Genomic DNA, 25,257 nt, shown 5'->3' with positions numbered 1-25,257 from the left:
GCGAAAGGCCTCACTTCTCCGTCAGGGCCGAAATAGCGATTGGAAGCGGCAAACCCGCGGTGTAATCAGCCAGCATGCAGTTCTGGATCCTCGTTGCCCTGATGACGGCCGTCGTCGCCATCGTCCTGCTCAAGCCGCTGCTCGGCGCCCGCGCGGCGCCTGTGGTGGAGGGGCGGCATGATGCGGCGGTCTATCGCGACCAGCTCGACGAGATCGGCCGCGATCTGACGCAGGGCCTGATCTCGAGGGACGAGGCGGAGCTCGCCCGGGCGGAGGTGGCCCGGCGCCTTCTCTCCGCGGATGCGCAGGCCGGAACGCAGGCAAAGGAGGCAGGGCCCTCTGCCAATCGTCTGGCGCAGGCGCTGATCATCCTGCTTCTTCCTGCGGTGGGGCTCTGTCTCTATCTGACGACCGGCAGCCCCGGGCTGCCCGATGCGCCGCTTGCCGCGCGGCTGGCGAACCCGGCTGACGATATCACCCTTCTCATCGCGCGTGCCGAGCAACGGCTGGCCGACAACCCGGAGGATGGCCGGGGTTTCGATGTGCTGGCGCCCATCTATTACGGCAGCGGCCGGCTGGACGATGCGGAGAACGCCTTTTCCCAGGCGATCCGCCTGCTTGGCCCCACACCCCAGCGGCTCGGCGGGCTCGCCGAAAGCCGGATCGCCAAGGCGGGCGGACGAGTGACGGAGGGCGCGCAGGCCGCGCTGCGGCAGATGCTGACGATGAACCCCGGCGAGCCGCGTGCCCGCTATTACCTGGCGCTGGCGCTGGAGCAGGATGGCAAGACCGACGAGGCGAGGGCCGCCTATGGGCGGCTGCTCTCCGAAGCGCCGGCCGATGCGCCCTGGCGCGCGCAGGTGGAGCAGAACATGGCGCGACTGGCGACCCCGCCGGCCGGGCCTGCAGCCAATTCCGCTGCGCCCGGCAATCCGAGCGCGGCGGATGTCGCCTCTGCCGCGGCCATGGCACCGGCGGAGCAGCGGCAGATGATCGCCGGCATGGTCGAAAGCCTGGCGGCGAAACTCAAAGACGATCCGGCAAATCTCGAAGGCTGGCTGCGGATCATCCGCTCCTATGCCGTGCTCGGCGAGCGCGGCAAGGCGGAGGCCGCACTCGCCGACGGGCTGGCCGCCTTTCCCCGAGACAAGGCCGAAGGGCAGCAATTGCTGGCGCTGGCCGGCGAACTGGGCCTGAACCCCGAAGGACGCGCGCAATGACCCGCAAGCAGAAGCGCCTGAGCCTGATTGCAGCGGGTGTCGGCTTCGTGGCGGCGGCGGTGCTTCTGGTGCTCTTCGCCTTCGGCCAGGCGGTCGCCTATTTCTATGTGCCGGGCGACCTGCAGGCGGCGCATGTGGCGCCCGGAACGCGCATCCGGCTGGGTGGCCTGGTGGCCAACGGCTCGGTCGAGCGTGGCAGCGGCATGACGGTGCGCTTCGACGTGACGGATACGCGGGTCACGGTGCCGGTTCGCTATACCGGTATCCTGCCCGACCTCTTCCGCGAGGGGCAGGGTGTGGTGGCCGAGGGCGTGATGAGCGACCAAGGCACCTTCCTTGCCGACACGGTGCTCGCCAAGCATGACGAGACCTATATGCCGAAGGATGTGGCCGATCGGCTGAAGGCGCAGGGCGTCTCGCTCGGCGGCAAGGAGACCATTCGATGATCGTCGAGCTTGGCCATTATGCGCTGGTGCTGGCGCTGGCGACCAGCCTGATCCAGGCGCTGCTGCCGGCCTTCGGTGCCTGGCGGCGCGATGCGGCTCTGATGGAAAGCGGCACCGCGGCCGCGTCTGCCAGCTTCGTCCTGGTCGCCATCGCCTTCGGCTCTCTCACCTATGCGCATGTCACCTCTGATTTCTCGGTGCAGACTGTCTGGGCGAATTCGCATTCGATGATGCCGCTCGTCTATAAATTCTCCGGCGTCTGGGGCAATCACGAAGGCTCGATGCTGCTCTGGCTGCTGATCCTCGTCTTCTTTTCGGCGCTCGTGGCCCTGTTCGGGCGCAACCTGCCGGCCTCCTTGAAGGCGAATGTGCTCGCGGTGCAGGCCTTGATCGCCAGCGCCTTCGCGCTGTTCATCCTTCTGACCTCCAACCCCTTCACGCGCCTGATCCCTGCGCCGGGCGAGGGGGAGGATCTGAACCCGGTGCTGCAGGATATCGGCCTCGCGATCCATCCGCCGCTGCTCTATCTCGGCTATGTCGGCTTTTCCGTCAGTTTCTCCTTCGCCGTGGCGGCGTTGATCGAAGGGCGGCTCGATGCGGCCTGGGCGCGCTGGGTGCGGCCCTGGACGCTCGTCGCCTGGTCCTTCCTCACCGCCGGCATCGCCATGGGCTCCTACTGGGCCTATTACGAGCTCGGCTGGGGCGGCTGGTGGTTCTGGGATCCGGTGGAAAACGCCTCCTTCATGCCGTGGCTCGCCGGCACGGCGCTCCTGCATTCGGCGCTGGTGATGGAGAAGCGCGAGGCCCTGAAGATCTGGACCGTGCTGCTGGCGATCCTGACCTTCTCGCTGTCGCTGCTCGGCACCTTTCTGGTGCGCTCCGGCGTGCTGACCTCCGTCCATGCCTTCGCGACCGATCCGCGCCGCGGCATCTTCATTCTGCTGATCCTCATCCTGTTCATCGGCGGAGCGCTCGCGCTCTTCGCCCTGCGGGCGACGCGGCTGAAGGCGGGCGGCATCTTCGCGCCGATCTCGCGCGAGGGCGCGCTGGTGCTCAACAACCTCATTCTGACGACCGCGACGGCGACCGTGCTGATCGGCACGCTCTACCCGCTGGCGCTGGAAGCGCTGACCGGCGACAAGATTTCCGTCGGCGCGCCCTTCTTCAACCTCACCTTCGGCCTGCTGATGCTGCCGCTGCTCTTTGCCGTGCCCTTCGGCCCGCTTCTCGCCTGGAAGCGCGGCGACCTGATGGGGGCCGGCCAGCGGCTGATGGCGGCCGCGGCGATCGGACTGGTGCTGGCTGCCGCGCTTGCCTATGCGCAAGGCGGCGGGCCGATCCTGGCAGCCTTCGGCCTCGCGCTCGGTTTCTTCATGATGGCCGGGGCACTGACCGATCTGGCGCTGCGCGCCAATTTCGGCCGGGTTCCGGTAGGGGTGGCGCTGCGGCGGCTCACCGGGCTGCCGCGCTCGGTCTTCGGCACGGCGCTCGCCCATGCCGGCCTCGGCGTCACGGTGATCGGCATCGTCGGCGTTTCGGCCTTCGCCACGGAGCACATCGCCGAAATGAAGCCCGGCATGGCGCTGGAGGCGGGTGGCTATCAGGTGGTGTTCGACGGGGTGAAGCCCGGGCAGGGGCCGAACTTCACCGAGGAGCGCGGCCATTTCACCGTCCGCCGTACGGGTGTCGTCGTGGCGGATGTCTATTCGGCCAAGCGCGTCTATACGGCGCGGCGCATGCCGACCACCGAGGCCGGCATTCTCACCTTCGGGCTCAGCCAGCTCTATGTCTCGCTCGGCGACGATCTGCCCGATGGCGGGATCGTCGTGCGGCTCTGGTGGAAGCCGGTGATTCTCGCGATCTGGGGTGGGGCGGTGCTGATGATGCTCGGCGGCGCGGTGTCCTTGAGCGACCGCCGCCTGCGCATCGGCGCGCCGGCCCGGCGCGCAGCGCGGCCGCGAGCCGCTGCGGCGGAGTGAGCGGGGTGGGGCGCATGTCGAGCGATGAGCCCGTTTGGGGTGCCGAAGGCAAAGGCATCAATCTGCCGCAAGACCCCCTCTGGGCTGCCGCCCATCTCCCCCACAAGGGGGGAGAGACCGGGGGGCGGGACCGTCGCTCCCTCTCTGCGCAAGGCTGCGAAGATGGAGTTCAATTCGACGCTGGAGGAGACAGAGTTCGATTCGATGGTGGAGATGGGCCGAGCGGGTGCCGCTCGGTCTCTCCCCCCTTGTGGGGGAGATGGCCGGCAGGCCAGAGGGGGTCTTTCTTTCCAGGCGCAGTCCTCGCTCTTTTCCTTGCCCTTTCCGCCGCCCCGGCCTTTGCCGTCAACCCCGACGAGGTGTTGGCGGATCCGGTGCTGGAAGGGCGGGCGCGGGTTCTGTCGGGGCATCTGCGCTGCATGGTCTGCCAGAACCAGTCGATCGACGATTCCAACGCCGAACTTGCCAAGGATCTGCGCCGGCTGGTGCGCGAGCGGCTGCAGCGCGGAGACAGCGACGAGGCGGTGATCGATTATGTCGTCTCGCGCTATGGCGAGTTCGTGCTGTTGAAGCCTCGGGTGGAGGGAAAGACGCTGGTGCTCTGGGCGGCTCCTGCCGTGCTGCTGCTTGCAGGCGGCACCGCGCTGCTGATCGCCGCGCGCAGACGACGCGGGACGAGCGCGCGCGGCACGCCGCTGTCGCCGGAGGAGCAGGATGCGCTCGACCGGCTTCTCGAGCGGCAGCCGGGCGAGGCCTCCGGGCCGTCGACTGCTCCCGAGCGCTGAGCGGCCTCGATCCGACAGCCTCCAAAGGCGCGAAGGCTTTCCTCCGGGCGGTGTAAGACCGGAACAACATTACGAAGTTTTCATTCCCCGGTCACTGCGCCGTAAGGTCGGAAGCCCTATCTCTTTGTCATCGGCCGATGCCTCAAAGGGGTTCGGCCAGGCGTTAAGGACAAAAAGGTGACTCGGATGAGCAAGACCCAAACCCCCCGTTCTACCCTGAAAACCACGCTCAAGGCCTCGACCGTTGCGGGTCTGGCGGCCGTGATGCTGGCGACCGGCCTTCCGGCGATCAGCCAGTCCTTTGCCGAGCCGGTGAAGATCGCGACCCCCGACGCCGTTCCGGGCTTTGCCAATGTGGTCGATGCGGTGTCGCCCGCCGTCGTCTCCGTCCGCGTGTCCACCCGCGCCAATCCGGTGTCCGACGATGCCTCGAACGGATTCTCCTTCGATTTCGGCGGCCGCGGTTTCGACGATCTGCCGGACGACCATCCGCTGAAGCGCTTCTTCCGTGAATTCGGCGGCCCCAACGGCGGCGGCCCGAATGGTGGCGGCCCGCGCGCCGAGCGTGGCGACAAGGGCAAGCCCGGCCGTCTGCACCCGACCTCGCAGGGCTCTGGCTTCTTCATCAGCGAGGATGGCTACCTCGTCACCAACAACCATGTGGTCAGCGACGGCGCGGCGTTCACGGTCGTCATGAACGACGGGACCGAACTCGACGCCAAGTTGATCGGCAAGGACAGCCGCACCGATCTGGCCGTGCTGAAAGTCGATGCCAAAAGGAAGTTCACCTATGTCTCCTTTGCCGATGACAGCAAGGTGCGGGTCGGCGACTGGGTCGTGGCGGTCGGCAACCCCTTCGGCCTCGGCGGCACGGTGACGGCCGGCATCGTCTCGGCGCGCGGCCGCGATATCGGCTCCGGCCCCTATGACGACTATCTGCAGGTGGATGCGGCGGTGAACCGCGGCAACTCCGGCGGCCCGACCTTCAACCTGGCCGGCGAAGTGGTGGGCATCAACACGGCGATCTTCTCGCCGTCGGGCGGCAATGTCGGCATCGCCTTCGCCATCCCGGCCTCGGTGGCCAAGGATGTCGTCGCCGACCTGATGAAGGACGGCTCGGTTTCCCGCGGCTGGCTTGGCGTGCAGATCCAGCCGGTGTCCAAGGATATCGCCGACAGCCTGGGTCTTGCGGAAGCAAGCGGCGCCCTGGTGGTCGAACCGCAGGCCGGTTCGCCGGGCGAAAAGGCCGGCATCAAGAAGGGCGACGTCGTGACCGCGGTCGATGGCGACCCGATCAAGGGCCCGCGCGAGCTTGCCCGCAAGATCGGCGCGATGAAGCCCGGCAGCACCGTGGATGTCTCGCTCTGGCGCGACGGCAAGTCGATCAGCGTCGATCTGAAGATCGGCCAGCTGCCCGACGATCCGCAGCAGGCATCGGCCGAACCGTCCGACCAGCAGAGTGAGGAGCAGCCCTCGAGCGAGAAGGCGCTGGCCAATCTCGGCATCTCGGTCTCTCCCTCCGAGGACGGCAAGGGCGTGACGATCTCCACCGTCGACCCGGACTCCGACGCGAGCGACCGCGGCGTCAAGGAGGGCGAGAAGATCGTTTCGGTCAACAACCAGGAGGTCAAGTCGGCCGACGACATCCTGCGGGTGATCAACGCCGCCAAGAAGGACGGCCGCTCCAAGGCGCTGTTCCAGATCCAGGCCGAGAACGCCAGCCGCTTCGTGGCGCTGCCGATCGACCAGGGCTGAGCGGCTCCGACCTGACGAATGAGGCGCCGCGGGACCTTGCCGTCCCGCGGCGTTTTCTTCCCGGACGATGCTCCGGAAGAGAGGGCCTGATGCGCCAGGCCGTTGCGGGACGATGAGGACCGGGATTATGGTCAGCCACATGAAGATTCTGATTGTCGAGGACGATCTCGAAGCCGCCGCCTATCTCGCCAAGGCCTTTCGGGAAGCCGGCATCGTCTGCGACCATGCAAGCGATGGCGAAAGCGGCCTGTTCATGGCCAGCGAGAACAGCTACGACGTGCTGGTCGTCGACCGCATGCTGCCGCGGCGCGACGGGCTGTCGCTGATCTCGGAGCTGCGCCAGAAAGCCATCCACACGCCGGTCTTGATCCTCTCCGCGCTCGGCCAGGTCGACGACCGGGTGACGGGCCTGCGCGCCGGCGGCGACGACTATCTGCCGAAACCCTATGCCTTCAACGAACTGCTCGCCCGCGTCGAGGTTCTCGGCCGGCGCAAGGGCACGCCCGAGCAGGACATGGTCTACCGCGTCGGCGATCTGGAGCTCGATCGTCTCTCCCATTCCGTCAAGCGCCAGGGCCGCGAGATCCTGCTGCAGCCGCGCGAGTTCCGCCTGCTCGAATATCTCATGAAGAATGCCGGGCAGGTGGTGACGCGCACCATGCTGCTCGAAAATGTCTGGGACTATCATTTCGATCCGCAGACCAACGTCATCGACGTGCATGTCTCGCGGCTGCGGGCGAAGATCGAGAAGGACTTCGACCAGCCGCTGCTGCGCACGGTGCGCGGCGCCGGCTACATGATCAAGGATGATGGACGCGTCGAGGCATGAGGCGGATCGCCATCCTCTGGCGCACCACGGCGGTGCGCCTCTCGGCCCTCTACCTGCTTCTCTTCTCCCTCTGCGCCGCCTTTCTCGTCATCTACGTCACCGCCATGTCGCAGCGCCTGCTCGAACAGCAGACGCGCGACGCGGTGAGCGAGGAGGTCTCGCAGATCGAGACCATCTACAATCGCGGCGGAGTCAACGCGCTTCTGCGCACGCTGGAGCGGCGCGCCCGGCAGCCGGGCGCCAATCTCTACGTGATCGCCGGGCCGACGGGTGAAATTCTTGCCGGCAATGTCGCCTCTCTGCAGCCGGGCCTGCTCGACAAGGAGGGCTGGACGGAGGACAGTTTCCGCTACCAGCGCTATACGGAAGAGGCGCGCCGGCACTGGAACGTGGCGCTGGCGCAGGTGCTGTTCCTCGACAACGGCCTGCGCGTGCTCGTCGGCCGCGACCTGCAGGAGCCGGAAAAGTTTCGCGAGCTGGTGCGCCAGGCGCTGGTGGTGGCGCTCGGCGTCATGGGTGTCGGCGCGCTGATCATCTGGTTCGGCATCGGCCGCAACGCGCTGCGCCGCATCGACCGCATGTCGGATGCCAGCACGCGGATCATGGCCGGCGATCTCTCGCAGCGCCTGCCGGTCAACGGATCGGGCGACGAGTTCGACCGGTTGTCCGTTTCGCTCAACACCATGCTCGGGCGGATCGAGAAGCTGAACGAGGGATTGAGGCAGGTCTCCGACAACATCGCCCATGACCTGAAGACGCCGCTGACCCGGCTGCGCAACAAGGCGGAAGCGGCGCTCTCGCGCAGCGGCGCGCATGAAGGGCACCGGACCTCGCTCGAGGAAATCATCGCCGAATCCGACCAGCTGATCCGCACCTTCAACGCGCTTCTGATGATCTCCCGCGTCGAGGCGGGCTCCTCGGTGGCGGAGCTGAGCGAGGTGGATTTAAGCGCCAGCGTGGCCGATTGCGTCGAGCTCTACGAGCCGCTTGCCGAGGACCAGGGGCTACGCCTGACGGCGGATATCGCACCCGGCATTCGCCTGACCGGCAATCGCGAGCTGATCGGCCAGGCGCTCGGCAACCTGATCGACAATGCGATCAAATATGCCGATGGCGCGGACAACGCGGAAATCGCCGTGTCGCTGATGCTGCGCGAGGGCAATGCGGTGATCCGCGTTGCGGATCATGGGCCGGGGATACCGGCGGACAAGCGCGAAGCGGTGGTCGAGCGCTTCGTGCGGCTGGACGAGAGCCGCTCCAAGCCAGGTACCGGGCTCGGCCTGTCGCTGGTCGAGGCGGTGATGGAGATCCACAAGGGCAGCCTGAGCTTCCTTGCGACGAGCCCGGAGGCGGAGGCTGCGGAACAGGGCGGTCCCGGTCTGACGGCGGAGATGGTTTTCCCGGACGCGCGCAGCTGATAGCCTGACCGCCGCCACGGGAGGACAGGATGGCAGAGGAAGAGACACCGGTGGAGACACGTCTGCCGGAAGACGGGCGCGCTTCGTGCCTCGGCGCACTGACGCGGTGCGCGCTTGCGCCGCTCACCAAGGCGGACGCCAAGACGGCGCTTGCCGATCTTCGCACCATGGCGCGGGAAGAGCCGCGGCTTGCGGAGTTCATCGAGGAGGCGGGGCCCGTCCGCGATGTCCTCGTCGCGGTCTTCACTCTTTCTCCCTATCTGCGCGATGCGGCGGCGCTCCGGCCCTCGGTCCTGGCCGAGCTTTTGACAACGCCGCTCGACCGCTTCATCGAGGCGCGGATCGCCGCTGCACGGGACGCCTGGCAAGGCGAGGCGGTGAGCGATGGCGAGATCATGACGCGGCTGCGCAAGGCCAAGCGCGAGATGGCGCTCGCAGTTGCGCTTGCCGATCTTGCCCGGCTTCGCGACGCCAAGGCGAGCGCTGCGGCGCTCAGCCGCTTCGCAGGCGCCGCCGTTTCGGCCACGCTCGATCACCTGCTGCTCGGGGCGCACAGGGCCGGGCAGGTTCGCCTCGCCGATGAACGGACGCCCAGCGCCGGGTCCGGCGTGCTCGTGCTCGGCATGGGCAAGCTCGGCGCCGAGGAGCTGAACTTCTCCTCCGACATCGACCTCGTCGTCTTCTACGACCCCCAGGCGACCGGCATTGCCGATCCCGACGATGCGCCGGAGATCTTTGCGCGGCTGCTCCGGCGCCTGATCCGCATTCTCCAGGAGCGGACCGGTGACGGCTATGTGTTCCGCACCGATCTGCGCTTGCGGCCGGACCCGGGCGCGACGCCGCTCGCCATCCCTGTCGAGGCGGCGCTGATCTATTACGAGGGACGCGGGCAGAACTGGGAACGGGCGGCCTTCATCAAGGCGCGGCCGGTGGCGGGCGACCTGGAGGCAGGCACGGCATTCCTGCGCGAGCTCCGGCCGTTCGTCTTCCGCAAATATCTTGACTATGCGGCGATCGCCGACATTCACTCGATCAAGCGGCAGATCCATGCACATAAGGGCCATGGCGAGATTGCGGTGAAGGGGCACAATGTGAAGCTCGGCCGCGGCGGCATTCGCGAGATCGAGTTCTTCGTCCAGACCCAGCAGCTGATCGCCGGCGGGCGGGCGCCGAGCCTGCGCGGGCGCGAGACGGAAGCCATGCTGGCCGAGCTCTGCCGCGAGGGATGGATCGACGCCGAGACGCGCGACGAGCTGACGGCAGCCTACTGGTTCCTGCGCGATGTGGAGCACCGGATCCAGATGGTGCATGACGAGCAGAGCCATGTGCTGCCGACCGTCGAAGCCGAGCTCAAGCGCATCGCGCTGATGATGGGCTATGCCGACACGCGCAGCTTTTCCGAGGCCTTGTCGGCCGTGTTGCGCCGGGTCGAGCGGCGCTATGCCCAACTTTTCGAACGCGAGGCGGCGCTGACGACCGAAAGCGGCAATCTGGTCTTTACCGGGCAGAACGATGATCCCGACACCTTGGAGACCCTGCGGCGGCTCGGCTATGAGCGGCCGGAGGATATTTCCCGCGTGCTGCGGACCTGGCACAATGGGCGCTATCGCGCCACGCAATCGGTGGAGGCGCGGGAGCGGCTGACGGAACTGACGCCGGCTCTCCTGAAAGTGTTCGGCGAAAGCCGGCGTGCGGACGAGGCGCTGCTGCGCTTCGACGGGTTCCTCCGCCAGCTGCCGGCCGGAATCCAGCTGTTCTCGCTGCTCGGCAACAATCCGGCGCTGCTCTTTCTGCTCGTCACCATCATGTCGTTGGCGCCGCGCCTGGCGGAGATCGTCGCGGCGCGGCCGCATGTGTTCGACGGCTTGCTGGACCGGCGGCTCCTGGCCGAGCGGCCGGAGCGGGCGGCGCTGGCTCTCCGGCTCGCCGACTTCCTGGCGCCGGCCCGCCATTACGAGGATCGGCTCGACCGCCTGCGGATCTTTGCTGCCGAGCAGCGCTTCCTGCTCGGCGTCCGCCTGCTGACCGGCGTTCTGGATGGGGAGGCGAGCGGCGAGGCGCTGACCGATCTCGCCGATCTCGTCATCGCCGCCGCCTTGGAGGCGGTGGAGGCGGAGATGATTGCCGCGCATGGCGCGATTCCCGGCGGGCGGCTGGCGCTGATCGCCATGGGCAAGGCCGGAAGCCGCGAGCTGACGGCCGGCTCGGATGTCGACCTCATCCTGATCTATGACCATGATGACGGCGACAGCGAGAGCGACGGTCCCCGCCCGCTTGATCCGACGCGCTATTATGCGCGGTTGACGCAGCGGCTGATCGCCGCGCTCTCGGCGCCGACGGCGGAGGGGGTGCTTTATGCCGTCGACATGCGGTTGCGCCCGTCCGGCAACAAGGGGCCGGTGGCGACACGGCTCCCGACCTTTGCCCGCTACCAGCGGGAGGAGGCCTGGACCTGGGAACATCTGGCGCTGACCCGCGCCCGGGCGATCGCCGGCGATGCCGGGCTGATGGCGGCGGCCGGCGCGGTCTTCGCCTCGGTTCTCGCCGCACCGCGCGATCCGCGCCAGACGGCCAAGGACGTCGCCGAGATGCGGGCGCTGATCGACAAGGAGAAGGCGCCGGAGGGCAGCTGGGACCTGAAGCTCGTTCCGGGCGGGCTGGTCGATCTGGAGTTTTGCGCGCAGTTCATGATGCTGATGGCGGCGGAACGGGGCATTGCCGCGCCTTCAAGCGGAACACCGACGCTCACTGTGCTGGAGAGGCTGGCGCCGCACTTCCTGAAGGCGGAGGAGGCCGAGACGCTGATCCGGGCGCTGCGGCTGATGACCGCTCTTTCGCAGGTGCTGCGGCTCTGCCTGGACGATCCCTTTCGCCCCGAGGGCGCGCCGGCCGGCCTCATCGACCTGCTCTGCCGCGCCGGCGACGCGCCGGATCTCAAGGTTCTCGAGGCCGAGCTGCGCAGCCTCACCAAATCCGTCCGCCGCATCTTCCTCGCGCTTGTTGCGGCCTGACGGCCGTCCTCAGGCGAAGTCGGGGATGCGGACGGAAATGATCGTGCCCTTGTTCTCTTCCGAGTGAATGCGCATGCGCCCGCCATGCAGGATGGTCAGCGACCGCGAGATGGCGAGGCCGAGGCCGGAACCGCCCTTGCTCTTGGCGTATTGGCTCTGCACCTGCTCGAAGGGCTGGCCGATCTTGGCGATGGCGCTGCGGGGGATGCCGATGCCGCTGTCGGCAATGGTCAGCATCACGGCGCCGGAGACCTTGCGGGCCCGGAGCGTGACCTGGCCGCCTTCATTGGTGAACTTGACCGCGTTGGACAGCAGGTTGAGCAGCACCTGCTTCATCGCCCGCCGGTCGGCATGCATGGTCAGGCCGGACGAGATCGCCTGGATGACGCGGATGTTCTTCTGCTCGGCCGGAATGGTGGTCAACCGCAGCGTTTCCTCGATCAGCGGCGCGAGATCGATCGTTTCCCGGTCGATCTGCATCTGCCCCGCCTCGATCTTCGACATGTCGAGAATGTCGTTGATGACGTTGAGCAGATGCTTGCCGCTGTCGTGGATGTCGTGGGCATATTCGTCGTATTTCTCCGAACCGAGCGGGCCGAAGAGCCGGCTTTTCAGGATTTCGGAGAAGCCGAGAATGGCGTTGAGCGGCGTGCGCAGCTCGTGGCTCATATTGGCGAGGAACTCGGACTTGGCACGGTTGGCGGCCTCCGCCCGTTCCTTCTCGGCGAGATAATTGGAGTTGGCGATCGACAGCTCGGCCTTCTGCCGTTCGAGCGTCGACTGGGAGGTGGACAGGTCGCCGATCGTCGCCATCAGCCGGCGCTCGGATTCGCGCAGCCGGACCTGGTGGCGCTTGAGGAGCGTGATGTCGGTGCCGACCGAGACGAGGCCGCCGTCACGGGTGCGACGTTCGTTGATCTGCAGCCAGCGCTGGTCGGCGAGCTGGACTTCCGAGGTGGAGGAATGGGCCTCGCGGTCCGGATCAGTCAGGCGGCGTTCGATCATCGGGCGGGCGGAGGCGGCATAGACGACGGCGCGCTCGGTGCCGGGCACGAGCACCCGGTCAGGCAGCTGATAGGCTTCCTGATAGTGCTTGTTGCACATGACCAGACGGTCGTTCTTGTCCCACAGCACGAAGGCTTCTGAGGTGCAGGCGATGGCATCGGCCAGCCGCTGGTCGGCCTCGGCATAGCGCTGGGCCAGGCGGTGCTGCTCGGTCACATCCATGGCGATGCCGATCAGGTGCACGCGGTCGCTGCCGGTGCGGATCACCTGGGCGCGGGCGCGCAGCCAGACGTAGTGCCCGTCCGCATGGCGCATGCGGAAGACATGGTCGATCTGCGGCGCATCCCCGCGGGCAATGGCGCGGGCAACCTGGTAGATGCCGTTGTCTTCCGGATGCATGAGCCGGGCGGCATCGCCGAAGGAGAGGACGCTCGTCTGCGGTGTCATGCCCAGCATTTCATACATGGAGCGCGACCAGAACAGGCGCCGGTTCGGCAGGTCGAAATCCCACAGGCCGCAACGTCCGCGCGACAGGGCGGACTCGACGCGCAGGTTCGACTCGGCGAAGATCTCGTCGGCATCCCGCGCGCGCTTGGACTGGATGTAATAGGCGTAGAGCACGACGAGGAGGATGGCGGAGATGCCGGCAAAGAGCGTGACGTTGAGCGAGACCTCGTCGCGCCAGAGTTTTTCCATGTCGGCAAGCGGGGTTGCGACGAGCAGCGTGCCGGGCGCCCCACCGGCCTCGGACGAGGCGACCTGGATCAGCGCCACGATATAGTGCTCGCCGGCAATCGCGGTCTTCATCACGGTGGAGTGCTCGCCGAAATACTGGAAGGCCGCGACATCCGGGGCGATGGCCGAGAGCGTGCGGCCGGCAAAGACCGCGCCGTCGCCGGTGGCCCCGAAGATGCGCCCGTCATAGCGCACGGCGAGCGCGAAGGCGCCGCTCTGCAGAGTATCGGAATCCAGAATCTCGGAGAGGCGCGCCTCGACGCCGGCGCGGCTGGCGGTGTCGTAGACAAGGCCCTCATCCTGGCGAAGCACGGCCTCGCCCGCCATGGCCGCCAGCCGCGTCGTCTGCCGCGCATGGGCTTCCATGCGGCTGTATTCGACGATGATGCCGCTGATGCGGGCAATGGCCACGACGCAGAGAAACAGGATGATCAGAACGGGGATCGAGCGCTTGAGCAGCGGCTCGGCCTTGGTCAGCTTCAGGGCCGCCGGTTCGGTGAAGATCCGGGCGTGCTGGATCAGTTCCTTTTCCAGGCTTTTCAGAGCCTCGAATCGGGGACGCAGCCGCTCACCGGCCGCGCGCAGGGGCTGCGCTTCCGCCATCTTCGTCAATTCTTTAGACCTCGCTGATTCGGCGCGCCGCTCGCCCGAATCTGCCGTAATGAATCAACTCGGATTCCGCTTGTCCAGAGCCGGCGGTAAAGAAGTGTTAACCACTTCTCATCCATGCAATTTCACAGACTTGACGAAAAAGCCTGCGCTTTCCGATAAAAGCGCAGGCTTAACAATGGCTTGGAACATTCGTTCAGTCGAAAATGCTTAAGCCTTGAGCGTGCGATCGACGATATCGGAGACGTCCGCCGACAGCTTCGCGCCAGCTGCGATTTCCTTGAGCGCAAGTTTCGCCTTTTCGGCCCGCTTTTCCTCCAGCGACCGCCAGGAGCGCATGGAGGTGAGCAGCCTTGCGGCGAGCTGCGGATTGCGGCTGTCGATGTCGAGGATCTGGCTTGCCAGGAAGCGATAGGCCTCGCCGTCCGCCCGGTTGAAGCCGGTCGGGTTGGAGAAGGCGAAGGTGCCGATCAGGGCGCGCACCCGGTTCGGGTTGAGCGGATTGAAGAGCGGGTCGGCCATCAGCGCCTTGACGCGGCCGAGCGCGCCTTCGCCCGGAATGGTCGCCTGGGCGGCGAACCATTTGTCGAGCACCAGCGCCATGTCGGCAAACTGGGTCTTGAAGTCGTCCAGGGCGCGCGCCGTGTCCGGCGCATCCGGGAACCGATGGCATAGCGTCGTCAGCGCATGGATGCGGTCGGTCATGTTGTCGGCGGCGTCATACGCGGCGGCAGCGCGGACCGGGCTGTCTTCGGCGAGCACGAGATAGCTGAGCGCCGCATTGCGCAACGCCCGCCGGCCGGCGCTTGCCGCATCGGGGGAGAAGGGGCCGCTCGGCGCCATGCGGTCGTAAAGCGCTGCAAAATCCGATGCGCCGGCCTTCGCAATGGCGGTCATGATCTGCTGACGGGCGGCAAAGATGGCATCCGGATCGACCTGGCGGCCGATCTCTCGGGCAATATCGGACTCGCTCGGCAAGGCGAGTGCCTGGGCACGGAAGGCCGGCTCCAGCGTTTCGTCGCGTGCGGCGGCGAGCAGTGCCTCGATAAGCGCCGGCTCGACGGCGAAGGTTTCGCCGGTGCGCACCGAGGCCGTGCCCTCGACCAGGGCCAGCAGCGCCATGTCGTTCAGCGCCTGCCAGCGGGCGAAGGGATCGGTCTCGTACCGGGCAAGATGGGCGCGTTCGGCGGCGGTGCGCTCCAGATGCAGGTTGATCGGGGCGGAGAAATCACGGTTGAGCGAGACGACGGGGCGACTGGCGATACCCTCGAAGACGAGGGTCTGGCTGCGCTCTGTCAGATGCAGGACGTCGCCGGTCATTTCACCGCCGGAGACGCTGGATGGGGTGGCGATCGACCCGTCTTCCAGGACCAGAGCGAGGCGCAGCGGAATGTGCATCGGCTCCTTGCTGGATTGCCCCGGCGTCGGCGGCACCATCTGCTCAAGCGAAAGGGTGAAGCGCTGCCGGCCGGCGTCGTAGCTGCCCGAGGCGCTGACGAGCGGCGTGCCGGCCTGGTGGTACCAGAGCGCGAACTGCGAAAGATCGCGGCCGCTGACGGCGGCAAAGCAGGCGATGAAGTCCTCGATGGTGACCGCCTGGCCGTCGTGACGCTCGAAATAGAGGTCCATGCCGGCCTTGAAGAGATCGCGTCCCAGAAGGGTCGCGATCATCCGCGTCACTTCCGAACCCTTCTCGTAGACGGTCGCCGTGTAGAAATTGTTGATCTCGCGGTAGCGGGTCGGGCGCACGGGGTGGGCGAGCGGCCCGCCATCTTCCGGGAACTGCTCGGCCTTGAGGAAGCGCACCTCGGCGATGCGCTTGACGGCGCGGGAGCGCTGGTCGGCGGAGAATTCATGGTCGCGATAGACCGTCAGCCCTTCCTTCAGGCAGAGCTGGAACCAGTCGCGGCAGGTGATGCGGTTGCCGGTCCAGTTGTGGAAATATTCGTGGGCGATGATCGCTTCGATATTCGCATAATCCTGGTCGGTCGCCGTTTCCGGGTCGGCCAGGACATATTTGTCGTTGAAGACGTTGAGCCCCTTGTTCTCCATGGCGCCCATGTTGAAATCGGAGACGGCGACGATCTTGAAGATGTCGAGGTCGTATTCGCGGCCGAAGACCTCCTCGTCCCAGCGCATGGAGCGCTTGAGCGCGTCCATGGCATAGGCCGCACGCGGCTCGTTGCCGTGCTCGACATAGATCTTCAGCGCCACCTCGCGGCCGGTCATGGTGGTGAAGGTGTCTTCCACCACGCCGAGATCGCCGGCCACCAGCGCGAAGAGATAGCTGGGCTTGGGGTGTGGATCGAACCAGGCGGCGAAGTGGCGGCCATCGCCCATATTGGCGCCGCCGAGGAAATTGCCGTTGGAAAGAAGCAGCGGCACGGTGGCCTTGTCGGCGATGATGTTGACCGTATAGACGGCGAGCACATCCGGGCGATCGGGGAAATAGGTGATGCGCCGGAAGCCTTCCGCCTCGCACTGGGTGCAGTAGACATTGTTGGTGCGGTAGAGACCCATCAGCTGCGTGTTGGTCTGCGGCGAGAGCGACGTCGTGATGCAGATCTCGAAGGGGACGCTTTCGGGCAGGGTGCGGATGGTGAGCGCGGTTTCGGTTTCGGTATAGTCGGCTTCGGCGATCGGCTCCTGATCGAGCAGCAGGCCGGTCAGGGTCAGCGCGTCGCCATCCAGCACCAGGGGGGCCGAGGGATCTGCGCCCGGGCGGCGGTGGAAGATCAGCCGCGCTTCGACCTTGGTGTCGGTCGGATCCAGCTCGAAGGTCAGATCCACCCGCTCGAGGACGAAATCCGTTTCGCGATAGTCCTCAAGATGGATGATCTCGCCCGTATCTGTCCGCATGGTCCGTCCCGTTGTCTCCGGCACTCTGGCTGGCGCCCGGGCGTCGGAGTCCGCCGGGTTCCGTTTGCGACAAGGCTTAAGCCCATCAAGCTAACAATCGATAAAACTCTAAGCGATTCCCTGAAACACGAAAGCCCCGCGGACCGAAACGGGCTCCGCTTCGACCATCGACGGCGCCGGATTCGGCCGATCGGGGATGGTGCAGGCGGCACGGGCGCGCCGCACCCCTCTTTTTAGCCCCCCGGGTGGCGAAACCCATAACCGCTCTCTATAGCGGGCCCGAGAAGCGGGTGGCTCGAAGGTCGCCCGGGAGTGAGGCTGTGCCTGCCATGGATCGATCGGACAGAAACCCGCTTGTCGGCATCGGGCTGAAGGTGGCGTCCGTCATCGTCTTCGTCGGCATGTCGACGGCGATCAAGGCGGCCGGGGCGGGCATTTCCACCGGCCAGATCACCTTCTACCGCTCCGCCTTCGCCATGGTGCCGATCCTGCTCTATCTCGCGCTCCGCGGCGACCTGCGCCGCGCGTTCCACACAACCAATCTGACCGGTCATCTGTCGCGCGGCTTCATCGGCATTCTTGCCATGAGCTGCGGCTTCTACGGCCTGACCCGGCTGCCGCTGCCCGAAGCAATCGCCATCGGCTATGCCATGCCGCTGATCGCCGTCATCTTCGCGGCCGTCTTTCTCAAGGAGGTGGTTCGGGCCTATCGCTGGTCGGCGGTCGGGATCGGGCTCTTCGGCGTCGCCATCATCACCTGGCCGCGGCTGACGCTGTTCGGCGCGGCGGGGGCGGACACCGGCGCGGCGCTGGGCGCCATCGCCGTGCTCGCCTCCGCCAGCCTCGGCGCCACTGCCATGGTGCTGGTGCGCAAGCTGGTCGACCATGAGCGCACGCATACGATCGTCCTGTACTTCTCGCTCTCGGCCTCCTGCTTCTCGCTGCTGTCGCTGCCCTTCGGCTGGGCCACCCTTTCGGGCGAGCAGTTCCTGCTGCTGATGCTGGCCGGTTTCTGCGGCGGGGTGGGGCAGTTGCTGATGACCGAGAGCTACCGCCATGCCGACATGTCGGTGATCGCGCCGTTCGAATATACGTCGATCGTGCTCGGCCTCGTCATCGGCTACCTCCTGTTCGGCGATGTGCCGAGCGTGGAGATGCTGATCGGCACGGTCATCGTCATCGGCGCCGGCATCTTCATCATCTTCCGCGAACACCGGCTCGGCCTGGAGCGCAAGGGTGCCAGACGGCATGTGACGCCGCAGGGATAGCGCTCAGACGATCAGCAGGGAGGAGAGGTCGAAGGTGTGGTTGTCGCTCGTCACCAGGGTCTCCACCACATAATGGCCGCCCTTGTAGAAGTCCTTGATCGTCACCGAATTGTCGATGACGCCGTTGTCCTTCTGGTCGGCCTTGGAATAGATGACGAGATCGTTCCCCTCGCGCTTATGCGCCCAGTCGGCGTCGGTGTAGCCGACGATCAGCTTGTCGGATTTGTCGAAGAGCTTGTCCGTGCGCGCGGTCATCGAGGCGGTGACGCCGTCATTGATGATGTCGAAGCCCTTGCCGTCGAAGGTGTAGGTGTCGCTGCCGGCATCGCCAAAGAGAAAATCGCTGCCCGCGCCGCCATTGAGCATGTCCCGCGAAGCGCCGCCGTACAGATAATCGCTGCCATCCCCGCCCGACAGGGTATCCTTTCCAGAGCCGCCGCTTAAGCCATCATCCCCGGCGCCGCCGGACAGCGCGTCATTGCCCTGGTCGCCGGTCATCCAGTCGTCGCCATCGTCGCCCGACAGCGAGTCATTGCCCGCGCCGCCATAGAGCGTATCGCTGCCGGCACCGCCATAGAGCTTGTCGTTCCCACGGCCGCCATCCAGCGTGTCATTGCCGTTGAGGCCGGAGAGCATGTCGTTGCCGGCGCCGCCGAGGATCTGGTCGTTGAAGGCGCTGCCATAGACGGTGTCGTTGCCCGCCTTGGCATCGATCAGCCACCAGGCCTGGTATTTCGACCAGTCGCTGGGCGGGGTCAGCGGGTCGTTGCGCAGATCGATCGTATCGCTGCCTCGGGTTCCGGTCTTGCTGGGCATGGACTCTCCTTCTCGCACGGCCACAGCCGGCGTCGCGTGGTTGCTCGACACGCCTCCACGGCCAACCGGCCCCGCGCGGCGCAGGACGCCGTTGCACGGGATGGCTGTGTTCGCGGATGATGCATGTCGAAGGGTGATGGCGGAAGGATAGAGGATCGGAGACGGCTTGCAATAGAAAATTCTAATATCGCCTGCGGTGCCGCAAGCTTCGAGACAGGTTCGAGGGAGGCGGGCGGGCTGCGGGGGCTGACGTGTGTGGACGCATTCGGGGGTGGGCGAAGGAACGTGTTCGGGTTTTCTTTGGGGCGACGGCTTCGGAGGCGCGCGGGATAGGATCTACAGCGATCTTAAATCAGAATTTCCGAAATGCTGAATTCATACAAGGTTGGCGCAAGACCTCAAAGACACACTTCCTCAGAACCACGGGAAACTAAGCCTTGTCGGACGCGCTGAATCTGCGAATCCTCAACCAAACAGGAGACTGCAATCATGACCACAGTTGGCAATTCTTCTTCTGCTAATCTCTCTCGTCCATTTGACAGCGACAGGCGTGCTCACCTGCGGCCGGGACGGGGAGAGAGCGCGGAGAGCCGCCAGGATGCCTTTTCGGAAACACTTGCAAGGTCCAACTCGACAGCGTCGATCGAGCCTCGCTTCTCTTTGGCTGCGTTCGCGCCGAAGCTCATGAACTCGCTTGGCTCCGCGAATGACGACATGGCCGCTAAGGCCCAGCCAGTTCATCCCGACCAAGTCGGAGCAGAACAAAACGGTAAGGACACGAGGAGGAGCTTCACCTATGAGCTGGACGGAGAGACCTTCATTATAGAGGCTCAGTATGTCGGAAGGATAAGCGAAGTGCAGCGTAATGCCTCTAAATAGGAGATGATTTAAAACGAGACAGTGTATACACCTATAAGAAAATGGCTGTGAAAATACATAAGAATTATGCGTTGTGTAGGCTCCATTAATAATTAATATATGTAATTTATATCATTATATATGTTTCCCGGAATGGGGAGGAAATTTAATGTAATTTGAATCTTAATGGGAACTTAGGAACGATGCGGCGGGAGATCGTTTTAGTATCGATCTGTCCCGCCACTTCAAATCAAGCATTTAAAAGTAATGTCAAATCAAATGAAACGCCGTCTCCAGTAATGAGTGTCTCGACAACGTAATGCCCGCCTTTGTAGAAATCCTTGACCTTCACGGAGCTTTCAAAATGTCCGTCGGAGTACACATCCTCATGAGAAAAAAGGATAAGATCGTCTCCTGACCGCAAGTAGTCCACGTCTGAGTACAAATAGCTCACTTTGAGCTGATCGTTGGTATCATAATAGCTGTTTGTGCGTGGCGAGCCTGTTGCGGTCACGCCGTCATTGACAACGTCGTAGCCTGTTCCGTCGAAGACATACGTATCGTTTCCCGCATCTCCGAAGAGTTGATCGCTGCCAGCGCCGCCGATGATGGTGTCTGCTCCAGCGTCTCCGTAGAGAAAGTCTTTGCCTGTCTCGCCCCTCAAGATGTCATTGCCAGACCCGCCCGACAGGAAATCGTTGCCATCCCCTCCAAAGAGTTTATCGATCCCGCTTTCGCCTAGGAGGAAATCGTCGCCGCTTTCACCGTAGAGTTGGTCGTCGTCCGCGCCTCCGCGAAGAGTGTCGTCACCATTTCCACCGTAGAGGCGATCGTCGCCGCTTCCACCTTCCAGCGTATCCCTCCCGTTATAGCCAAACAGCCTGTCAATTCCAGTGCCGCCGTAGATAAGATCGCTATAGGCACTGCCATAGACGAGGTCGTTTCCACCCTTGGCGTTGACCACCCACCAGGCCTGGGTGGCCGGCCAGTCTTTTGGCGGCCTTGAATGTTCGTTGGTGAGGTCAATGGTTTCGCTCGAATTCGTTCCGTTCCATGTCGGCATGATATCTCCTTCGCGCGCTGGGTGTTGGCGTTGTTGATGCGTTGACATGCGACCACGACTGCGTTCTGCGGCCTGCGCGCGAGGATTGGTCGCGCGCCGCGATGCGGGACGATGGCTGGAAGAGATCAGGCGTGGATCAAGGAGATGCTACAACATCGAAGTTGAATTGCAATAAAAATCTTCTAAAACTCTAATATATTTTGTACTCTTGTAGTACATCTTACGCGAGCGGGAAGTTGTATTGATCGGATGTGCGATCGAAAGCGCGCTCCCCGTCCGCCGGATTTCACGCTGTCATGCTTGAGCCAGAAAACCCGTTGAACGGAGAGGGGCGTCTTCGTTCCAGCGACGATGGAAATCCGGTTTCGGTGGGTGAGCGGAGCGGCCGATGGACGCGGGTGATGCTGCGGTGAGGTGGGGAGCGCGCTCAAGCCGGCGCCGGGCCTTTGCGGGGTCGTCAACGGAAGCGGGCGCCGCTGAGGAGCGCTTGCCTGCCCGCGCGGTGTCGCTCGTTCAGCGCTCGGAACTTCGCGAACACCTTTGCAGGGCAGGTATCGCGAGGGAAGCCGACGTCGGCAATGCAAGAAGTCACTCAGCTTGCGCGGCTGATGACCGTTTTCGAGGCAGAATGAAGCCCTGTTTGCAACGCGTTGCGGCGTAACGCGTCCTGTTCGACTCTGTTGGCTGAACGCGGAGCTGCTCTGCGCTGGCTGTCGACGGGGAGTTCGACACTCCCCGTCATTTTCGCGTGCGGCGCGTCAGGCATGAACGAGTCCGGTCATATCGCACTCCACGCTGTGCGGGGCCTCAGTCGCTTCGTCCGCGTCGTTAAAGTCCTCGGAGAAGTGCCGGGCCGCCTTCTCGGCTTCAAGAAGCTCTTCAATTTCTTGTATGAAGTCGAATGAAATATGCATCGCCGGATCTGTTTCGCGATGTAAACCCGTAGCGTCCAAATAGTATGCTACTCCATCGACCATGCCGGAGCCGTAATTACCCTCCGCGGCGTAGCTAGGAACTTGATCGGAATTTCCGAAATCGAAGCTGGAATCATCGTCAGAATAGTCGCTGTCTTCGGTATCGCCCGAACCGTCAACGACGGTTTCGATGTCAGAGGCGTCGTAGGCTTCGTCATCGCCGTCGATGCTCTCGATCCAGTCGTTCTGCTTTTCAGCCATGATCGTCTCGCCCTCGGCGCTCCTTTTTTCCTGCCTCTGCGCGCGATGCCGCTTTGACCCGGCATGGCTGCGACCGGCAGATGAATGGTGATCTCACTGTGACCTAAGCAATGCTGCGAGCGCCACAAAAGGTTGCTACAGTCTGTGCCGCTAAAGTGTAATTTAGGAATTTGAAAATAGGTGTCAATAGAGTAGGGCTTCGGCTGTGTTTAAGGCGCGATCGGAAAAGTAAGTTCGTAATAACGATAAATATTGACGTCCATATATTCAGTCGATCCTCGAGGCGATCGCACTGTCTCTTCAGCCGGTTGCTTGCCTAAGTGAAGTTTGACCCAAGCGCCGCCCCGAAACCAAGAAGAGCGTTCCGGTGGGGGCCATTCGCCCGACACGGCAAGATATCGGACGCAAGGTGGTGTCGGTCCGGCTGCCGGGCGATCTTGAGGAGGGGGAGGAGCGGGCGGCAGCGACAGTGCGGCCGCCTCTTCGTCGTCGCGCCTGATCTCGTCGGGCGGGCGGAGCGGCGGGCGGGATGCGGCTAGCGCTGGATGAACTCGGCGAACATCGTGTTGGGGCGGACCGTGCGGGCGTAGCCGGCGGCGGTCAGCTGCTCGTTGGCCGCGGAGCCGAAGCCGGCATGCGGGGCGCGCCGTGCGGGGCTGGCGGTGCGGAGCGTTTCGAAGCCGCTGTGCAGAGGGCGGTAACGGGCGGTCATGGTCGTCGTCCTGTTGATTCCATTCCTCCCGTAGCGTCATATTGCGCTGCAGCAGGGCTTTCACAAGGACGGGTGACGCGGTCCTGCCATGCGGGTTGCGCATGGCTTGGTTCATTTTTCCTTCATGTTCGCGTTCGTTGCGGCTTTCGAAAGGCAGAGCTCAGCCTGCGGAGGCGGGCTTGGCGAGCGCGGCCTTGGCGAGCGCGGCCTGAACCAGCCTCAGGTCCTCCCAGGCCAGCCGCTTGCAGATGGGGGCGGAGAGCAGGTCCTGCGGGTGGAGGGTGGCGAGCGTCTCCACCTCGTGGCCGCCGGCCGCCACGCGGCGCCAGCTGCCGCGCGTCTCGTGAATGGTCTCCTGGCCGCCGAAGAGGAAGCGGGCGGCGAAATTGCCCATGGCGAGCAGAAGGCGCGGCCTGGCCAGCGCGATCTGCCGTTCGATGAAGGGGCGGCAGATCTCCATTTCGCGGGCGGAAGGCACGCGGTTGCCGGGCGGCCGCCAGGGGATGACATGGGTCAGAACCACCGCCTCGCGCGCCAGGCCGATTGCCGCCAGCATGCGCTCCAGCATCTCGCCGTGCCGGCCGGTAAAGGGGCGGCCTTCGCGGTCGTCCTCGCCGGTCGGGGCGGGACCAACGATCATCAGGCCCAGCGCCGGGTCACCTTCGGCAAAGACGAGGCTGCGGGCGCTGTTGCGCAGGTTGCAGCTCGTAAACCCTTCCATCGCCTGGCGAAGATCGATGAGCGTCTGGGCGGCGCTGGCGGCAAACCGGGCTTCGGCGATCGCCTGTTCATCCGGCACGGCGACGGCCACGCGGCGGGCGCCGGCGGGCTTGCTCTCCTCGGTCGCCTGTTTGCGGGCTGCCTGTTTTTGCGGCAGCGCTGGCGGCGAGCCTTGCGCCTCCCGCACGGGCTGCGCGGCGCGGGCGGCGGCGAAGGCGGCGATGCGGTCGATCGGATCCTCTTCGACGAGCCATTCCACCCCGGCATCGGCGTGGAAATGCAGAAGGGCGGCCAATTCCGCCGGGCTCATCGTCTCGATGTCGGTCATGGCTGAAAGCGTATCAGAAGGGCAGCGGGGGGCGAAAGGGCAAAACGCTGCGGCTCACGCCGCACCAGCCGTCCAGCGCTCCAGATCGTCGCGTTCGCCGATCAGCGCCAGGCCGTGGGCGATCGACAGGAGTTCGCCGCCGCTTTCGATCCGGTCACGGGCAAAGCGGGTCTCGAACAGCCGGCGGATCGCCGGAACGAAGGAGGTGCCGCCGGTGAGGAACACCTTGTCGATGGCGCCGGCCGGCGTCTGCGTCCTCTCCAGCACCTCGTCCAGCGCCGCCTCGATGCGGGCGAGATCCGGGGCGATCCAGGCCTCGAAGTCGGCGCGCTTCACGCGCTGCCGGCTGCGCTCGCCGAGTGGGGCGAAGAAGAACTCCGTTTCCTCTTCGGCGGAGAGGCGCATCTTGGTGGCCGAGACAGCCTGGTAGAGCGGATAGCCTTCGTCATGCTCGATCAGGTCCACGAAGGCCTCCAGCTTTTCCGGCTCCAGCGAGGCGCGCACCAGGTGCTTAAGATCGGCGAAATCCTTCAGCGTCTTGAAGATGGAAAGCTGGTTCCAGCGGCCGAAATTGGCGTAGTAGCCGGAGGGCACGTCCAGCACCTTGTCGAAGGAGCGGAAGCGGCTGCCCTTGCCGATCAGCGGCGAGACCAGATGATCGATGATGCGGAAGTCGAAATGGTCGCCGGCGACGCCGACGCCCGAATGGCCGATCGGCGTGGCGCTCAGGCGTCCGGCATGGGTTTCGAAGCGGATCAGCGAATAGTCCGTCGTGCCGCCGCCGAAATCGGCGACGAGGACGGTGGCGTCGCGCGTCAGCCCCTGCGCGAAATAGAAGGCAGCCGCCACGGGTTCGTAGACATAGTGGATATCGCGATAGCCGAGGCGCTCCAGCGCGGCCTGGTAGCGGCCAAGCGCGAGAGCATCGTCCGGATTGGCGCCGGCATAGCGCACCGGGCGGCCGACGACGATGCGCCGGCCGGAGGCGGCGAGCGCGCCATCCGCATAGTCGGAAAGCCGGGCGACGAAGGCCTGCATCAGATCCTCGAAGCTCTGCCGCCGGGCATGGACCAGCGTTCCTTGAAAGAGCGGGCTCGCGGCGAAGGTCTTGATCGACTGGAGAAAGCGCACCTCGCCCGGATTGTCGATGAACTGGCGGATCGCCGCCTGGCCGGCCTCCACCTGCAGGGCCGCGGCGCCCAGCGCATCATGCTTCCTGAAGGACAGCGCCGTGCGCATGCTGTCGAACCGGCCTGCCGGACTGTCGAAGGCGACGGCCTGCGTCTGGCCGTCCTCCACATGGGCGAGAACGGAATTGGTGGTGCCGAAGTCAAAGCCGAGGGCGTGGCGCATGGGGCGCTCCTTCGCAGATGGTCGTCCAAGAGGTGAGTGGATCTGGTGGGCGCCTGGCGGCGTGTTCCCTTCGCGCCGGAGCGGCGCAGCGGATCCTGTGGGCGGCTTCAAAGCATGTCCGTCCGGGTCAGGTCCAGCGCAAAGCGCGCCGACTGCGCGAAAATCAGTCCGCTTCACGCGCGCGCGGCAGGGAGGGCCGGCCCACCGAACGCGCGGCGGAGAGCAATTGTACGTTTTTTACCATAACACATGGAGCCGACTACGCTTTATTAGGATAATATGATAGTATAAGACCAAATCAGCGAACCAGGCA

General features: G+C 65.0%; 18 protein-coding genes. 10 read left to right on the top strand and 8 right to left on the bottom strand.

The features are described 5' to 3' along the window. Positions 1-74: 74 nt before the first annotated feature. From ccmI to U8330_RS12365, 8 genes are all read left to right on the top strand, one after another. A complete protein-coding gene (gene ccmI / locus U8330_RS12400) occupies positions 75-1,220 on the top strand; it encodes a c-type cytochrome biogenesis protein CcmI (RefSeq protein WP_323105585.1) in 1,146 nt (381 codons plus the stop codon). Continuing rightward, a complete protein-coding gene (gene ccmE, locus U8330_RS12395; protein WP_323105584.1) occupies positions 1,217-1,666 on the top strand; it encodes a cytochrome c maturation protein CcmE in 450 nt (149 codons plus the stop codon). Before ccmI ends, ccmE begins: the two co-directional genes overlap by 4 nt. Further along, positions 1,663-3,645, top strand: coding sequence for a heme lyase CcmF/NrfE family subunit (locus U8330_RS12390; protein ID WP_323105583.1), 1,983 nt, complete (start codon positions 1,663-1,665; stop codon positions 3,643-3,645). Before ccmE ends, U8330_RS12390 begins: the two co-directional genes overlap by 4 nt. A 248-nt stretch (positions 3,646-3,893) precedes the next feature. Beyond that, positions 3,894-4,430: a cytochrome c-type biogenesis protein gene (locus U8330_RS12385; RefSeq protein ID WP_323105582.1), complete on the top strand. Its 537-nt coding sequence runs from the start codon at positions 3,894-3,896 to the stop codon at positions 4,428-4,430. Positions 4,431-4,616: 186 nt separating this feature from the next. Then, positions 4,617-6,185: a Do family serine endopeptidase gene (locus U8330_RS12380; protein WP_323105581.1), complete on the top strand. Its 1,569-nt coding sequence runs from the start codon at positions 4,617-4,619 to the stop codon at positions 6,183-6,185. A 127-nt stretch (positions 6,186-6,312) separates the two neighbouring features. Then, the gene (locus tag U8330_RS12375; RefSeq protein ID WP_323105580.1) at positions 6,313-7,014 is read left to right on the top strand and encodes a response regulator transcription factor; all 702 of its coding nucleotides are present in this window, start codon (positions 6,313-6,315) and stop codon (positions 7,012-7,014) included. After that, positions 7,011-8,432 carry a sensor histidine kinase gene (locus U8330_RS12370; RefSeq protein ID WP_323105579.1) on the top strand — a complete coding sequence of 474 codons (1,422 nt, stop codon included), beginning with the start codon at positions 7,011-7,013 and terminating at the stop codon, positions 8,430-8,432. The genes U8330_RS12375 and U8330_RS12370 overlap by 4 nt, the downstream gene beginning before the upstream one ends. A 29-nt stretch (positions 8,433-8,461) precedes the next feature. Next, positions 8,462-11,443, top strand: coding sequence for a bifunctional [glutamine synthetase] adenylyltransferase/[glutamine synthetase]-adenylyl-L-tyrosine phosphorylase (locus U8330_RS12365; protein ID WP_323105578.1), 2,982 nt, complete (start codon positions 8,462-8,464; stop codon positions 11,441-11,443). A 9-nt stretch (positions 11,444-11,452) separates the two neighbouring features. Here U8330_RS12365 and U8330_RS12360 read toward each other — a convergent pair whose 3' ends face one another. Continuing rightward, positions 11,453-13,795: a PAS domain-containing sensor histidine kinase gene (locus tag U8330_RS12360; protein WP_323105577.1), complete on the bottom strand. Its 2,343-nt coding sequence runs from the start codon at positions 13,793-13,795 to the stop codon at positions 11,453-11,455. Positions 13,796-14,002: 207 nt separating this feature from the next. Continuing rightward, on the bottom strand, positions 14,003-16,651 hold the full coding sequence (gene pepN, locus U8330_RS12355; protein ID WP_323105576.1) for an aminopeptidase N: 2,649 nt from the start codon (positions 16,649-16,651) through the stop codon (positions 14,003-14,005). A gap of 329 nt (positions 16,652-16,980) precedes the next feature. Here pepN and U8330_RS12350 point away from each other — a divergent pair, with 329 nt between their 5' ends. Then, positions 16,981-17,919 (top strand): DMT family transporter, encoded by a 939-nt coding sequence (locus tag U8330_RS12350; RefSeq protein ID WP_323105575.1) that lies wholly within the window; start codon positions 16,981-16,983, stop codon positions 17,917-17,919. 3 nt (positions 17,920-17,922) lie between these two features. Here U8330_RS12350 and U8330_RS12345 read toward each other — a convergent pair whose 3' ends face one another. Beyond that, complete coding sequence (locus U8330_RS12345; RefSeq protein WP_323105574.1) at positions 17,923-18,735, bottom strand: calcium-binding protein; 813 nt, start codon at positions 18,733-18,735, stop codon at positions 17,923-17,925. A 489-nt stretch (positions 18,736-19,224) separates the two neighbouring features. Here U8330_RS12345 and U8330_RS12340 point away from each other — a divergent pair, with 489 nt between their 5' ends. After that, on the top strand, positions 19,225-19,614 hold the full coding sequence (locus tag U8330_RS12340) for a hypothetical protein (RefSeq protein ID WP_323105573.1): 390 nt from the start codon (positions 19,225-19,227) through the stop codon (positions 19,612-19,614). 229 nt (positions 19,615-19,843) lie between these two features. Here U8330_RS12340 and U8330_RS12335 read toward each other — a convergent pair whose 3' ends face one another. The 5 genes from U8330_RS12335 to U8330_RS12315 all read right to left on the bottom strand — a co-directional run bounded on the left by U8330_RS12335 (position 19,844) and on the right by U8330_RS12315 (position 24,944). Further along, the gene (locus tag U8330_RS12335) at positions 19,844-20,656 is read right to left on the bottom strand and encodes a calcium-binding protein (protein ID WP_323105572.1); all 813 of its coding nucleotides are present in this window, start codon (positions 20,654-20,656) and stop codon (positions 19,844-19,846) included. 758 nt (positions 20,657-21,414) lie between these two features. Continuing rightward, positions 21,415-21,831: a hypothetical protein gene (locus U8330_RS12330; protein ID WP_323105571.1), complete on the bottom strand. Its 417-nt coding sequence runs from the start codon at positions 21,829-21,831 to the stop codon at positions 21,415-21,417. Positions 21,832-22,366: 535 nt separating this feature from the next. Then, the gene (locus U8330_RS12325; RefSeq protein WP_323105570.1) at positions 22,367-22,543 is read right to left on the bottom strand and encodes a hypothetical protein; all 177 of its coding nucleotides are present in this window, start codon (positions 22,541-22,543) and stop codon (positions 22,367-22,369) included. Between the two features lie 160 nt (positions 22,544-22,703). Then, entirely contained in the window at positions 22,704-23,591 is an 888-nt protein-coding gene (locus U8330_RS12320; RefSeq protein WP_323105569.1) for a uracil-DNA glycosylase, read from the bottom strand. A gap of 54 nt (positions 23,592-23,645) precedes the next feature. After that, positions 23,646-24,944 (bottom strand): Hsp70 family protein, encoded by a 1,299-nt coding sequence (locus U8330_RS12315; protein ID WP_323105568.1) that lies wholly within the window; start codon positions 24,942-24,944, stop codon positions 23,646-23,648. Positions 24,945-25,257: the final 313 nt, after the last annotated feature.

Origin of the sequence: Rhizobium sp. CC-YZS058, assembly GCF_034720595.1 — a bacterium.
GTDB lineage: Bacteria > Pseudomonadota > Alphaproteobacteria > Rhizobiales > Rhizobiaceae > Ferranicluibacter.
Note: the sequence above shows the minus strand (reverse complement) of the source record. Positions and strands in the feature narration are given on the sequence as shown.

What these genes read in the sequence shown, in the direction of transcription:
- U8330_RS12350 (WP_323105575.1), top strand. Translation starts at nt 16,981, where the DNA reads ATGGATCGATCGGACAGAAACCCGCTTGTCGGCATCGGGCTGAAGGTG.
- U8330_RS12365 (WP_323105578.1), top strand. Translation starts at nt 8,462, where the DNA reads ATGGCAGAGGAAGAGACACCGGTGGAGACACGTCTGCCGGAAGACGGG.
- ccmI (WP_323105585.1), top strand. Translation starts at nt 75, where the DNA reads ATGCAGTTCTGGATCCTCGTTGCCCTGATGACGGCCGTCGTCGCCATC.
- U8330_RS12390 (WP_323105583.1), top strand. Translation starts at nt 1,663, where the DNA reads ATGATCGTCGAGCTTGGCCATTATGCGCTGGTGCTGGCGCTGGCGACC.
- U8330_RS12330 (WP_323105571.1), bottom strand. Translation starts at nt 21,831, where the DNA reads ATGGCTGAAAAGCAGAACGACTGGATCGAGAGCATCGACGGCGATGAC.
- U8330_RS12345 (WP_323105574.1), bottom strand. Translation starts at nt 18,735, where the DNA reads ATGCCCAGCAAGACCGGAACCCGAGGCAGCGATACGATCGATCTGCGC.
- U8330_RS12320 (WP_323105569.1), bottom strand. Translation starts at nt 23,591, where the DNA reads ATGACCGACATCGAGACGATGAGCCCGGCGGAATTGGCCGCCCTTCTG.
- ccmE (WP_323105584.1), top strand. Translation starts at nt 1,217, where the DNA reads ATGACCCGCAAGCAGAAGCGCCTGAGCCTGATTGCAGCGGGTGTCGGC.
- U8330_RS12325 (WP_323105570.1), bottom strand. Translation starts at nt 22,543, where the DNA reads ATGACCGCCCGTTACCGCCCTCTGCACAGCGGCTTCGAAACGCTCCGC.
- pepN (WP_323105576.1), bottom strand. Translation starts at nt 16,651, where the DNA reads ATGCGGACAGATACGGGCGAGATCATCCATCTTGAGGACTATCGCGAA.
- U8330_RS12375 (WP_323105580.1), top strand. Translation starts at nt 6,313, where the DNA reads ATGGTCAGCCACATGAAGATTCTGATTGTCGAGGACGATCTCGAAGCC.
- U8330_RS12340 (WP_323105573.1), top strand. Translation starts at nt 19,225, where the DNA reads ATGACCACAGTTGGCAATTCTTCTTCTGCTAATCTCTCTCGTCCATTT.
- U8330_RS12370 (WP_323105579.1), top strand. Translation starts at nt 7,011, where the DNA reads ATGAGGCGGATCGCCATCCTCTGGCGCACCACGGCGGTGCGCCTCTCG.
- U8330_RS12315 (WP_323105568.1), bottom strand. Translation starts at nt 24,944, where the DNA reads ATGCGCCACGCCCTCGGCTTTGACTTCGGCACCACCAATTCCGTTCTC.
- U8330_RS12380 (WP_323105581.1), top strand. Translation starts at nt 4,617, where the DNA reads ATGAGCAAGACCCAAACCCCCCGTTCTACCCTGAAAACCACGCTCAAG.
- U8330_RS12335 (WP_323105572.1), bottom strand. Translation starts at nt 20,656, where the DNA reads ATGCCGACATGGAACGGAACGAATTCGAGCGAAACCATTGACCTCACC.